General features: G+C 36.2%; 10 protein-coding genes. All 10 read left to right on the top strand.

The annotated features are described in order from the left end of the window. Nucleotides 1-1,035, top strand: coding sequence for a MobB family relaxase (mobB, locus tag ACFQ1R_RS13715; protein ID WP_379926845.1), 1,035 nt, complete (start codon nt 1-3; stop codon nt 1,033-1,035). Then, a complete protein-coding gene (locus tag ACFQ1R_RS13710) occupies nt 1,032-2,480 on the top strand; it encodes a type IV secretory system conjugative DNA transfer family protein (RefSeq protein WP_379926843.1) in 1,449 nt (482 codons plus the stop codon). Before mobB ends, ACFQ1R_RS13710 begins: the two co-directional genes overlap by 4 nt. Before the next feature lie 517 nt (nt 2,481-2,997). Further along, nucleotides 2,998-4,560: a type I restriction-modification system subunit M gene (locus ACFQ1R_RS13705; protein ID WP_379926842.1), complete on the top strand. Its 1,563-nt coding sequence runs from the start codon at nt 2,998-3,000 to the stop codon at nt 4,558-4,560. Beyond that, nucleotides 4,557-5,786: a restriction endonuclease subunit S gene (locus ACFQ1R_RS13700; protein WP_379926841.1), complete on the top strand. Its 1,230-nt coding sequence runs from the start codon at nt 4,557-4,559 to the stop codon at nt 5,784-5,786. Before ACFQ1R_RS13705 ends, ACFQ1R_RS13700 begins: the two co-directional genes overlap by 4 nt. Continuing rightward, a complete protein-coding gene (locus tag ACFQ1R_RS13695) occupies nt 5,783-7,024 on the top strand; it encodes a PDDEXK-like family protein (protein ID WP_379926840.1) in 1,242 nt (413 codons plus the stop codon). The genes ACFQ1R_RS13700 and ACFQ1R_RS13695 overlap by 4 nt, the downstream gene beginning before the upstream one ends. Before the next feature lie 4 nt (nt 7,025-7,028). Next, nucleotides 7,029-10,208 carry a type I restriction endonuclease subunit R gene (locus tag ACFQ1R_RS13690; RefSeq protein ID WP_379926839.1) on the top strand — a complete coding sequence of 1,060 codons (3,180 nt, stop codon included), beginning with the start codon at nt 7,029-7,031 and terminating at the stop codon, nt 10,206-10,208. Then, nucleotides 10,201-10,893 carry a M48 family metallopeptidase gene (locus ACFQ1R_RS13685; protein WP_379926838.1) on the top strand — a complete coding sequence of 231 codons (693 nt, stop codon included), beginning with the start codon at nt 10,201-10,203 and terminating at the stop codon, nt 10,891-10,893. Before ACFQ1R_RS13690 ends, ACFQ1R_RS13685 begins: the two co-directional genes overlap by 8 nt. A gap of 91 nt (nt 10,894-10,984) precedes the next feature. Continuing rightward, complete coding sequence (locus ACFQ1R_RS13680; RefSeq protein ID WP_379926837.1) at nt 10,985-11,407, top strand: hypothetical protein; 423 nt, start codon at nt 10,985-10,987, stop codon at nt 11,405-11,407. 1 nt (nt 11,408) lies between these two features. Continuing rightward, complete coding sequence (locus ACFQ1R_RS13675; protein WP_379926836.1) at nt 11,409-11,801, top strand: hypothetical protein; 393 nt, start codon at nt 11,409-11,411, stop codon at nt 11,799-11,801. 2 nt (nt 11,802-11,803) lie between these two features. Beyond that, nucleotides 11,804-14,422, top strand: coding sequence for a DUF4132 domain-containing protein (locus ACFQ1R_RS13670; RefSeq protein ID WP_379926835.1), 2,619 nt, complete (start codon nt 11,804-11,806; stop codon nt 14,420-14,422). Nucleotides 14,423-14,424 lie beyond the last annotated feature (2 nt).

The following is a 14,424-nucleotide window of genomic DNA, read 5'->3' as shown; positions in this document are numbered from 1 at the left end:
ATGTATGTAACCATAACACCGCAAAAATTGGGTGATAACTACACAGCATCCGTTGCCGATTTTGTAGCCTATTTGGAAAAGGAAAATGAGGATAAATCCGTCGAGGATATCGAACCTTTTTTTAACCAACATGGGGATGCTATTTCCAGTAAGCAGGTCATCCATGAGATAGATGGTAATACAGCAAAACTTAAAAAGAACGAACCTAAATTCTATTCGATTACTCTCAACCCAAGCCAGTATGAATTGAAGAAACTCCAAAACCATTCCGAAGCACTAAAACAATATACCCGAGAGGTCATGAAAAGTTATGCCGCATCGTTTAATCGTGAGATCAACGGTAGGCCTATACATGTTGATGATATCAAATACTTTGCTAAGATTGAGCATGAGCGAAGCTATAAAGGAACGGATAAAGCTATTCAGGAAAATGCACCTTACCATAAAAAAATAGTAGCCCTAAAAAACGAGATACAACAGATTAAAAGTGGCAGACAAATAGGGGATATTTCAGAAAAGCAACGGCAAATCAAACAATTGGAAAGGGAAGCACCCCATAAAAGTAATGGACAGATGATCACCCAAGGTATGGCAAAGGAAGGTTCTCAATCCCATATCCATATCATCGTCAGTAGAAAGGACCAATCGAATCGCTATAGCCTCTCTCCAGGTAGTAAGTACAAAACTTCGGAAGTAGAACTGAATGGCAAAACCGTAAAGCGTGGGTTTGATAGGGATGCCTTCTACAAAAATGCTGAAACCACTTTTGATAGACAGTTTGGCTATAAACGTAACTACGTAGAAACCTATCAAGCTAGAAAGACCTTTACAAAACAACCACAACAGTATTATGCCAGTATTATGGGATTGCCAACCAATGAAAAGGCCATTGCTTTTAAAATGCTTGGTAAAGCAGGACTCAGCACACCCCTTATGAATATCCCAACCAATAAGGTACAGCTCGTAATGAAAGCTATAAAACAATTAAAACGAGGTGTGGGCAAAGCTATAGAATCAGGATCAATAGGGATATGATGCTAGTGGTACAACATATCGGCCTGTATGTCTTTTTAGGAATGCTCCTAGTAGGGATGCTTTTATATGTATTGTTGCAAAATGACCATAAGGCAATACATAAAAAATATCGCGTACATTTTAAACTGAAATCAGGTCGGTTACAAATAGAAAATGTCAAACGTGGGGTGTCGATTATTGGATCTGCAGGTAGTGGTAAAACCGAATCCGTGGTTTTTAATCTGTTGCAACATTTTAGCAAACATCAATTTTGTGGAATCATCCACGACTATAAGGATTTTGAACTCACCGAAATCGCCTATCCCTTGTTCAGTAAAAACCCAGAAATAAAATTCTATACCATTTCATTTGATACTATTTATTTTAAGGTCAATCCCATAGCACCGCGATACCTGCCCAATGAAGAAAGCGTCAATGAACTGTCACGCGTGCTCATTGAAAACCTTTTGGAACAGGGTGAATCCATGAACGTCACCACACGCTTTTTTAATGATGCTGTTGAAGGCTTATTATCAGGGCTTATTTGGAAACTTAAAACGGACTATCCTAAACTCTGCACCTTGCCCCATCTTATAGCGGTATTTCAGAGTATGGACACCAAGAAACTCGTTGCTTTTTTAAATTCCAACTTAACTTCCAAAAGTATGGCAAGTGCATTTATAAATGGTATAGAATCCGAAAAACAAACAGCAGGGGTGAAAAGCACCTTGGCCAATGCCTTTAAAAAAATAAGTTCCCAAAAGTTGTTTATGGTCTTGTCTGAAGATGAAGTGCCACTTAATATCAATAACCCAGACAATCCAGGGGTTATTTCCATTGTCAATAATCCCAAATATGAATCGGCATATGCACCCATTATTGCTACCATCATGCACACGGTCATCAAACAAATGAGTGTTAGAAACCAACAAAGTGCTTTTGTACTTATGGAAGAAGCGCCAACCATAAAGCTTCTAAACATGCACCGCATTCCAGCAACGCTAAGAAGTTATGATATTGCCACCGTTTATGTGATGCAGGATAAAATACAGAATGATATGCTTTATGGCGATAAAGCCAGTAAAGCCATATTGAGCAATTTGTCTTATCAGTTTTTTGGAAAGGTCAATGACCCCGATACAGCAAAGTATTACGAGCAGTTTTTTGAACTCATTAAAATACCAACCAAAAGCATTAGTAGGAGTAGTGGATTGACGTTAGAAAGCCGTATTACTAAAGGTGAAAAGGAGGTTTCGAAGCGACGAGCCAGTATCTTTTTTACTTTAAAACAAGGTGAGTTTGTGGCTTTTGCGGATGGTAAAGATAGCAAGGTGCGGTTTAGGTTACAGAGCATTGAAAAGGTTAAACCAGAAACCAATAGAACCTACTTTGATGGTGAATTAAAGTGGAATTTTGAAATTGTATATCGAGATGTTAAAACATTGTTAGATATAAATGCTAAATAGATAATCACTACCATTTTTTAATTTAATAGTTCAATACTAAAAATGGAATTGTAGATAATGTTTTAATCACAGGTACTTTAAATTTGAAAGTACTCTAAGCACTACGAAGCATAAGTCATACTTTAAAATACTTTAGTTTTGTAGGTCAATCTAGTTTGAGGATTTCCATGAATAAATCACGTATAAAAGTCATATTTATTAATATTTTAACTCTTAAAATTGTATTTATTTAAATGATTAATTCATAAGGTTAACTTTTTGTACTTTATTTGTTATACACAAGTTTTAGGTTAATTGTTCAAATAAGTTAACATAATTCTTAAGGGTTTTTCGGTTTATATATATTACACCACACACCCAAACCCAAAATCTGTTATTAAGTAATTTGTTAAAAATTACAAACCGTAAGTAAAGTTTTATATTTTTATGGGCGTTGAGATTTAAAAATAACCGTTTTAATCCATCCGCATTACGGATATTAACTATTTTTATCCTCTATAAATTTTTAAAGTAAACAATGGCCCAAAACAAACTCACATTAAGTACCCTAGAAAGCTGGCTTTGGGATTCAGCAAACATATTAAGAGGCAGCATAGACTCCTCCGATTTTAAAAACTACATTTTTGGCTTGCTGTTCTTAAAGCGTTCCAACGATGTGTTTGAAGAAGAAGTAGAAAACATCATGAAACGCGAAGGCTTTTCTAGAGAAGAAGCCGAAGAGGAAACCTATTTCCAACTGCCCAAAGAAGCCCGATGGAACAGCATAAAAACCCACACCGAAAATATTGGTATTGCACTAGATAAGGCCTTTGCAGCCATAGAGCAGGCAAACACCAGTTTAGAAGGGGTTATGACCGCCACTAAGTTTGGCGATAAAGAAAAACTATCCGATGAGCTGCTGCAACGCCTATTGCGCCACTTCAACCAACACTCGTTGCGTAACGACCATTTAGAGTCTAACGACCTGTTGGGCGATGCCTACGAATACCTTATTAAAATGTTTGCCGATGATGCCGGTAAAAAAGGAGGCGAGTTCTACACCCCACGCGGGGTGGTACAGCTTATCGTGCAGCTTATAAAACCAGAACCCAAACAAAAGGTGTACGACCCCACCTGTGGGTCGGGGGGTATGCTTATAGAATCTGCCCGATACATTGCCCAACAACCCAACGGTAAAGTGGGCAACAACGTAAACGTGTCGTTGTACGGGCAAGAAAAAAACCTGGGCACGTGGGCCATAGGTAAACTAAACATGTTGCTGCACAACTTTATGGATGCCGATATACGCAAAGGCGACACCCTAACCGCACCACAGCACAAAAACGACCAAAACGAACTAACGCTTTTTGACCGCGTTATTGCCAACCCACCCTTTTCTATGGATGGGTGGTGGACGCCCGCCGAAAACGCCATAGAGGTAAAGCTCGATAAAAACGGCAAAGAAAAGAAAGTAACCCCCAATTATACCAAAGTGGTAAGCGACCCCTATGGGCGTTTCCAGTATGGCATACCGCCACGTGGTTATGCCGATTTAGCTTTTTTACAGCACATGGTAGCCGTATTAAAGCAAGATGGTAAGGCAGGGGTAGTATTGCCACACGGTACCCTGTTTAGAAGCGGTACCGAAGGCGGCATACGCCAAGGCCTCTTGGAAGTCGATTTGGTAGAGGGCATTGTAGGCTTGCCAAGTGCCTTGTTTTACAACACGGGCATACCTGCCAGCATCTGGATAATTAACAAAAACAAAACCGAAGCCCAAAAAGGCAAGGTTATTATTATAGATGCCAGTAACGATTATAAAGAAGGCAAAAACCAAAACGAGCTGGAAGCAACACACATAAACCGCATAGTAACCGCCTATGATGGCGCTACCAATGTAGATAAATACATGCGTGTGGTAGATGTAAAGGAATTAGCCGAAAACGATTATAACCTAAACATTTCCCGTTTTATTGATACCAGCGAACCCGAACCCGAAGTAGATATTAAAGCGGTACACCAAAAACTGGAAGCCTTGGAACAAAAGGAAGCCTACATTGATAAAAAATTAGCTGAATTTTTAAAGGAGTTGGGGGTATGACCATAGATTTCAAAGAAGTTAAATTAGGAAATTTACTTAGAAAAATTGAAGGAGGTGGGACACCAAGTAAAGAAGTTTCTTCATTTTGGAATGGTGATATTCCTTGGGCAGCCGTAAAAGATTTTAAAGGTTGTATTATTGAAGATACAATGGATTCAATTACCATAGAAGGGTTAAAAAATAGTTCATCAAAGTTAATTCCTGCTTGGACTTTAGTAATCCCAACAAGAATGGCATTAGGTAAAGCTGCTTTTTTTACTGTTGATGTTGCTATTAATCAAGATTTGAAAGCATTATATCCTAAAGATAACTTAGATAAATTTTTCTTATTTCATTGGTTTCAATTAAATGCCAATAAAATTTTAGCACTAGGTTCAGGCAGTACGGTAAAGGGTATAAGACTTGAGGTATTAAAGGAGCTTAATATTAAACTACCACCCCTCCCAGAACAACAAAAAATAGCCGACATATTAAGCACCGTAGATGCTAAAATAGAGGTGATAGACCAACAAATTACCGAAACCCAAGCACTTAAAAAAGGCTTGATGCAACGCCTGTTAACCAAAGGCATTGGGCACACCCAGTTTAAAGAATCGCCTTTGGGTAAAATTCCTGTGAGTTGGGAGGTGACGGAATTTAAGAATTTGATTTATAGTCATTGCTATGGCCCTAGGTTTAGTTCAAAAGATTATTCTGAAAGGGGAAATGTTAAAACTATTAGAGGAACGGATATTAATAAAACTGGAGATATATTATATAAACAAGTACCAATAGCGTTATTGCCAAATGATTTTGTAGAAAACCATATGCTAAAAGATGGAGATTTAGTTATGATTACAACTGCTGATTGTGGTTTAACAGGTGTTTATTTTGACCAAGGGTTTCCCTATATTCCAAGTGCGTATGCTGTAAGAATAACATTAAATAAAAAAGCCTATCCACTTTATTTTAAATATGTTTTTCAAACAAAAATGGCTAAGAATCAGGTTGAAAAATATATCAGAAAAGGAACAGTTGCTAATTTACCTGGTTCAGATATTTTAAAATTTGTATTTGCGGCTCCTACTTTTGAAGAACAACAAGAAATTGCAAATATACTAGGTACAGTAGACGAAAAACTAGAAGTATTAGGAGAAAAGAAAACCCACTATCAAGCGTTAAAACAAGGTTTGATGCAACAATTGTTAACGGGTAATATTCGGGTTAAAACAGAGGTAGGCGTATGAGTGTAACAAGCCAAGATTTAGAAAGCTTTGAAGCAGCGTGCGAAAGTGATTTGCTCGATATTAAAGAATCGTTAAACGCCTTTAATATATTTAACGTATTGGGTATTCAATACCGCGAAATACGCCACAGCAATTTTCTAGGTTGGCTGTTTAGCCCCAACGAGTCGCACCAATTGGGCGATGTGTTTTTAAGGAGTTTGTTAACCCACATTTGTAAAGTAATACCAAGCAAGCATACCGAAGTATCTGCCTTATTGGATAAAAACCTGTCAGACACACAAGTTTATAGGGAATCAGTACACAACATTGATATTTTAATAGTGAATGAAAAACTAGGTTTTGTTATCACTATTGAAAATAAAATATTCTCTGGTTATTCAGCGCATCAGTTAGAAAAATACTTTGAATTTGTAGAGGATAATTACAAATTATTACAAACAAAAATATACTTAACCTTAACGCCTTTTGAAAGCAACGGTCATTTATGCTTAATTAAAGGAGACAGGTTTACCAATATAAACTACAAACAAATTGTAGGTATTATAGAATGCAACCAAACATCAATACATGCTTCCAAATCCACCGTTAAAGAAAGCATTAGCCAATACATTGCCATGGTACAAAAAGACATTACAAAAACCAGTAAGGAAGTAGCTTTAGCCCGAGAAATTTATAAAAAATATAAAAAGGAAATTGATTTTATAATCAGTAACCAAGAAGATTTTACGGCTCAAAAAGCGGTTATAATGAATGCCATTAAAGATGGGGAGTTAGGGGATTTTGAAATTATAGAGAATGAACCCCATCCAGAGATTATTAGAATATTACCAAATAAAGAAGCATTAAAAAATATTTTTAGAGATGCTAGATTTAATTCTTGGAATGGCGATTATATGTTTTGTTTGGAACTCTTTTTTCAGAAAAACGTGGTTTGGTTAAAGTGGTGTTTTGGTGATATTAAAAATGATGACAATAGGGAAGCGTATCAATTGATAAAAACTAATATGGTAACAACCATGAATAGTTTCAACTGTTTTAAAATTAAAGGGATAGGAATAGATTTTCATCTTGAAAGTCCAGAGGAAAGTTATAAAGGAATATGTGTTGTTCCTTTATTTAATGATGTGGCATATTATGCAAGTGATAAACCGTTTTTAGAATTATATAAAACAAAATTTGAAGAAATTAACAAAGTTCTTATCCAACCTTGGGTACAAGAATGTTTAGCTAAATTATAAAAGCATGAGCCAATCGCCAGAATACAAATACAGCGAGCTGCCAGCAATTACCTTATTGCAAACGCTGGGGTATCAATACTATGATGCCTCTAAACACGATGAGCGCAGTAATAATACCGAAGTCATTTTAACGGATAGGTTATTGGCAGCCATAAATAAAATAAACCCTTGGCTTAACGATAACAACCTAAACAAAGCCTTTACCCAAATAACCAGTGTAAACGGCGCATCCTTAATGGAAATAAACCAAAACATTTGGGAGCTTATTAAAGGCGGTACCTTTACCGTAAAACAGGTAATTAACGGGGTAGAGGAATTTAAAGCGGTTCATTTTATAGACTATCTAACCCCAAATAACAATGATTTTTTGGTGGTAAATCAAATAAAATACCACGGTAGGTACCAAAACTCGGTACCCGATTTGGTGGTGTATATCAATGGCTTGCCCATAGGTGTTATAGAATGTAAATCGCCCACAGCACCCACGGCGTGGGATTCAGCTTATAACGATTTAAAATATTACCAAGAAAACTCACCAAAACTGTTTCATTACAACCAAATATGCGCCGGTATATGGCAAGTAGGCGGTAGATATGGCGCTATCAATGCCCCAAAACAATTTTATTCGGTGTTTAAAACCAGTAAAGACGATACCGATATATTAGACTTGGCAAAAACCGAGCAAGATAAATTACTCCTGGCCTTATTTAAAAAGGAGCGGGTGCTGGACATCATCAGGCATTTTGTACTGTTTGAACTGGATGAGGGCGTTACCATAAAAAAACTACCGCGTTACCAACAAATACGTGCCACCAACAAAACCATTACCCGATTGCAAGCGGGTGAAGGCGGTGTGGTGTGGCACACCCAAGGCTCGGGTAAATCGTTAACCATGGCATATGTAGCTAGAAAACTGCAAGCCCCCGAATACGGTTTTAACAATCCCACGGTTATGATTATGACCGATAGAAAGGATTTGGATAGGCAAATTACCACCACCTTGCAAAATGTGGGTTTTAAAAACGTAAACCAAGCTTCATCTGTGGTGCATTTGGATAAATTACTGCGTAACGATTACGGGGGTATTATTACCACCACCATACAAAAGTTTCAGGAAACCGATAAAGAAGCCACCGCCAGCACCGACCAAACCGAAATGGAAGAACGTGGTGATGTGATGATTGAAAAACACCTAAAGGAAAAGACCCTTATAAAAATTACCAAAGAACTTCAAAAAGGAAAGTGGGTAGAGGTGGAACGGGTGGAAATTCAATTGGAAGAACTGTCAAAAAAAGAAAACCTTTATATTTTAGTCGATGAGGCTCACCGCAGCCATTACGGGTTTTTAGCATCGTTTATGCGTACCGTATTGCCCAATGCCAAATTTGTGGCTTTTACGGGTACGCCCATTTCAAAAGAAGATAAATCGACCCTAGGCGAGTTTTACGGGGGCGATTATATAGATGTATATACCATAAAAGAAGCCGTTGCCGATGGTGCCACGGTAGAGTTGCTGTACGACGAAGGCATTGCCAAACTGGATGTTAAAAAAGAGGCACTGGACAAGGAGTTTGAAGAAAAGTTTGGAGACTATTCCGCAGAGAAAAAAGATAAGCTAAAAAGCGATGCCTTACGCAAATACCAATTGAGTAAAGGGCGTATAAACGACATTGTAAAACATATTGTAGACCATTTTAGGGATAAAATACATCCAGATGGGCATAAAGCCATGATAGTATGTAGTGGTCGGCCACACGCATTAAGATACCAAGAAGCCCTGCAACGGTTGAAAGACCAAGGCTATCATGGGTTTGAATCGAAAGTGGTGATGAGCATGGGGTCGCTAAAATCGGACCCCATTGCCAAGGAATACTATGAAGTCTTGGAGTGGAATAGAAAGCACCCACAAGATAAAAAGCCCATACACCTAGTCGCACCCGAAGCCATTAAAGAGGTAACCGATAGTTTTAAATTGCCTTTTGGAGATGAAGCAGACACGGAGAAATCGGGCAAAAAGAAATATGATAATACTGCTTTTATAATTGTGTCCGATATGTTGCTTACCGGGTGGGATGCCCCCATAGCCTCCTGTTTGTATTTAGATAAACCCTTAAAGGAACATAACCTGTTGCAAGCCATTGCTAGGGTAAACCGCAGCAGAAAAGGAAAAGCAGCGGGCTATATTGTAGACTATAATGGTATTACCGCCAATTTAATACAGGCATTGGAAATATTTTCGGGTGATATCCGACCAGACGATATTTTAAAGAACATCAACGAAGAGTTGCCCAAGTTGGAAATGAACCACACCAAGCTGGTCGATTTTTTCAAACCCTTACGCATTGATAGGCATTACAACCGCAACGACTATATGGATGCCGCGGTTAGGTTTATAGAACCCATCAACAAACGCGATGATTTTAAAACGCTTTTAAAGGATTTTAATAAATCGCTTAACATCGTACTACCCAATACCAAGGCGATGAAGTACCAAGGGGATTTTAAGCTTTTCAATGAAATAAAACTAAGAGCTAGAAACGCCTTTCCGGATGATGAAGAACTGAAGATTACCAAAGACGAAAGTAACATGCTGCAAGGTATGATAGATGCGCACTTAATAGCCCAAGGCGTAGAAAACCTATTGGAAGAGCCCATTTCCATTATAGACAAGGATAAGTTTAAGGAGGAAATCATGAACGCATCGCCAGCTACCAAAGAGTTGAAAATGCGCAACAATTTAAAACACACCATAAAAGTAGGTTTAGATAAAAACCCCGATTTTTATAAACCCTTGGCGCAACGTTTGGATGAACTGTTGAAGTTAAAAGCCGAAGAACGCATCACGCAATTGGAACTGTTAAAAGCCTATGCCGAAATGCAAGATGAAATCATAGAGCAACAAAAAGAAGGTGAGGCAAAAGGTTTTAAAACAGAACGCGAACGAGCAGTTTATGATGCTATGAAAGTGTTGTTTGCTGAAGATGCCGAAGATGCCACAAAAACCATATTCGACCTGATAGCGGGCGAGTTAAACATTGTGGGTTGGCAAGCAAAAGGACAGGTAAAAAAGGATATAGAAAATAAGATGCGCCGCTATTTAACCACTGCCAAAATAGAACGGGAAGCTGCCAAAGAAAAAGCAAAAGAATTGGTAGAGGTACTTATAAAAAACAAAGATGCCTAAAGTACAGTACGGAGATAAGGTTATAGAATATACATTCCTTCCAAAAGAAGGGCTAAAATCGCATTACATCAGTGTACAAAAAGATACGGGGGTGATGCTAAAGGGCAGCCCTGTACCATTGGAAAAAGAACAGGCGTTTATACTTAAAAAAGCCCGATGGATATTGGAAAAAATGGAATTGGTAGAAGCTATAGGTTATGACGATATTGTAACAGGGTCTAGAATACCCTACTTAGGGAAAAAGTACTATGTAGAGCTATTTGTAAAGCAAGATTTAGACGAAGTAACTATTGATTTTACGGAATCGAAATTCAAAGTATTGGTTCCCAAAGACCAAAACATCCAAGACACTTTAAAAGGAGCATTCGAAGACTTTTTTAGAGCCAAAGCCCAAGAGAAAATACTGCCTAGGGTTAAAAAATGGGCAAAAAAAACGGGTTTGGACTTTAAAGATGTAAAGATTAGAAAATTAGAAAAACGCTGGGGTAGTTGTACACCCACCAATAGCATTTTAATAAATATAGATGCCATTAAACTGCCTTTTAGTTTAATTGATTATCTCATAGTACACGAACTAGTACACACTAAAGTAAAAAACCATTCCAAAGAATTTTGGGCAGAACTTTCCAAACACATACCAAACTGGAAAGAAATGGACGATAAAATGTATGGGATGAAGTTGTAGCAATATTATTATATTTAAATTACCATAACTGATTTAACCTATTTGTTATGTCCAAAAAAAGCTTGAAATAATTTTATATTAAAAACAGATAATGTGTAAAGTGTCGGGTAAAATTAAGTTTTGCACTTGTGTTGATGTTAATATTGACATTGAAGAACTCAATCATTATTGGGTTTTGCATAGATATAATAAAAATAAAGATTTGATTGTAGTAGGTATGCCAACACTTCCACAAATGTTCAATCCCATGTTTGATATTAATGAAGAGCTGATGCTTAATACTTTAAATTCTGCGGATGCTTTCGATAAAAACCTCGATTTAAAATCTGGAGATCGGCTAGAAGTAGTATTATGTAACCATGGTAGATTAAACGAAGAAACATTGTATTTCAATTTTAAATATACAGGCAAACAATGGAAACCCATAGAAGCTGATGCTTTTGAATTAATGACTGGTTTCGATCAGATGGGACAAGGAGAAATAAAGGAAACTGATATTAACACATTATTATAATATGGAACTAGTACTAAAAGACGTCACATTTACGGGAGACATTCTCAACCAAATTACCATCGCTGTAAAAAATGAACGCACCACTGTTAAGGAGTTAATTGCAGCCAGGGTAGAAGCCGAAGTAAAAGCATATAACGAAAAACTACCAGAATATTTCAAGGGGCTTATTCAACCCAATGATACTGAAAAAACCTTAAATGGGTTCAAGCTTAAAGACAGAAACCGAAGAATAGATATAGAAAAACAAGTTTTAATTGCTTGGGATGCTTTTTATAAAAACAGTTATTTTATTTTAATTGACGAGCAACAAGCCGAGGATTTAGAACAAGAAGTACTTATTGGTAAAGATACTACAGTTAATTTTATTAAACTAACACAATTAGTTGGCGGATAAACATGGGAATTAAAGAAAGTTTTAGAAACTTATTTGGCAAGAAAGAGTTTGCTGAAAAACCTGTAAACAATCAATTTGAAAAATTACTTGATGATTTACTTGCTGAAAACTATAGCAAAAACCAATATGGTAATTACGTTTCTTCGGGTTCAATTGGTAAATTAAAATCCTATAAAACTATAAAGGAATTAGATTCAACTACCAAAAAAGCGTTAGTTTTCTATTTAATTGAACCAATAAATACCTCTGAAACTATTTATAAGAAATCAGGAAATTTTTCAGGAAGAGAATTAAACTGGCAAAAAAAATACACATATTCTGAATTATTAAACCTTTTAATGCGCAGTAATCTAGATTTATCATCCGATGATATTATTAGATTGATTAATGAGTTTAAAATTTCAGATGAAAGAAATATTAAAAGTTTCACCTTTTGGCCTATTGGGTTTGCGGTTCAACAAATAGAGCGTTTAGTAAAAAAAGAAGGATTAGATAATACCTTGAAGTTTTACTTAAAAGACTTATTGGACTCGCTAAAGCATACTTCTAAAAAAAATTATTGGGGAGCCGATTTAGAAAAGATTAAAGTTAAGTTAGAAAAAATTGTCTTTGAAAGTGAAAATGACCTAAGTAAAGCTCCACCATATACTTTGCCAGATGATAGATTATCACATATGGTTAATCCTCAAATATTAGGCTTAAAAAGTGACATGCAAGATTCAATGTATACATTGTTTCATTTGTTTATGAAAGCCACAGGGGCTAAACCAACTCAAAAATATTTAAAAGAAACGAGTGATATTATTGACAGTATTGGGCTAGAAAAATATAAAAGCATAGTACAAGAGTGGCTTGAATTTACCGCCTCATTAAAAGTAATTGAAACACCAAAACAAGTTAGATACCCAGATGGACGGGTTTATAATTATGTAGCAAATGAGTTTTTGCATGAAAAGAATCTTATTTTCTTAAAAGGACTACTTTGGAGTATGTCAAAGTTTTATGATTCTAAAACACTCAACATTATCGCTAAATTAACCGAGCGTTGTTTTGATAAAATACCCGGTGTTGGTCCCACGGCGGCGGGAGTTGGCAATGCCTGCATTTACACTTTGGGAAGTGTTAAAGGGCTAGAAGGCATTAGCCATTTGTCTAGACTAAAACTAAAAATCAAGCAGAATAATACTAAAGCCATTATTGGAAAGTATATAGAAGCTTCATCACAAAAACTAGGTATATCAACATCGGAAATTGAAGAATTATCGATTCCAGATTTTGGATTGGTAAATGGATTTAAAACTTATGTTTTTGATGATTATACTTTAGAGGTTAAAATTGAAGCTTTAGGAAAAGTAGCTCTAACATGGGTAAAACCAGATGGTAGTATTCAAAAAACGGCACCATCTTTTATAAAGGATACAAGTAAGCATAAGCAAACTTTAAAAAAAGCAAAAGATAGTGTTGTCCAAATAAAGAAATACTTAACTGCCCAAAGAGATAGGATAGACCGATTGTATTTGTATAATAGAGTTTGGACATATGATAATTTTTTAAAATTTTATTTAAATCATGGTTTAGTTAACTTTATTGCTAAAGATTTGATTTGGACTTTTAAGACAGGAGATAAAGAAGAAAGTGGTTTATGGGTTAAAGAAGAATGGGTTGATGTTAAGGGTAATGCTTTAACCTGTATAAACAATGAGGCAGAAGTTAAATTATGGCATCCCATAAACGCCGAAGTAAATGAGGTTTTAGCTTGGAGAAATAGGCTTGAGGAATTAAATATCAAACAAGCATTAAAACAGGCTTATCGCGAAGTATATATTTTAACTGATGCGGAAATAAACACAAAAACCTACAGCAATAGAATGGCTGCCCATTTATTAAAGCAACATCAGTTTAAAGCACTAACAGGGCTAAGAGGTTGGCATTATTCTTTATTGGGAGCTTTTGACGATGGTAGAGATGGTGATATAGCTAAAATAGCATTAAAAGAATATAATTTAGAAGCTCAATTTTGGATAAATGAAGTAAATGCAAGTGAAGCTTGGAATGATGCAGGAATTTGGGACTATGTAGCAACGGATCAAGTGCGTTTTGTTAATACTGAAAATGAGGTAAAGGATTTAATCGAAATTCCTAAAATTATTCTATCAGAAATTATGAGGGATGTCGATCTGTTTGTTGGTGTTGCTAGTGTTGGTAATGACCCACAATGGAGAGATAATGGTGGTTTACCGCAATATACCGATTATTGGACAAGTTATTCATTTGGTGAGTTAACAGAAGTTGCTAAAACAAGAAAAGAAATACTTGAAAAAATAGTGCCGAGGTTAAAAATCGGAAAAGTAGCTTCTTTTGAAGGCAAGTTTCTAAAAATAAAGGGAACAAAAAGAACTTATAAAATTCATATTGGTAGCACAAATATTTTAATGGAACCAAACGACCAATATTTATGTATAGTTCCGGCTAGAGGAAAAGATGTAAATACTGAAAATGTGTTTTTACCATTTGAAGGAGATAGGGGATTGTCTTTAGTGCTTAGCAAAGCATTTTTACTTGCGGAAGATGATAAGATAACAGATACTACTATTTTAAGCCAAATCAATAGAAAGGGTTAATT

The sequence above is a fragment of the Mariniflexile jejuense genome, assembly GCF_042675665.1.
In the GTDB taxonomy this organism is placed as follows: domain Bacteria; phylum Bacteroidota; class Bacteroidia; order Flavobacteriales; family Flavobacteriaceae; genus Mariniflexile; species Mariniflexile jejuense.
The sequence above is the reverse complement of the archived record's forward strand: the minus strand, read 5'-3'. Positions and strand labels throughout refer to the sequence as shown.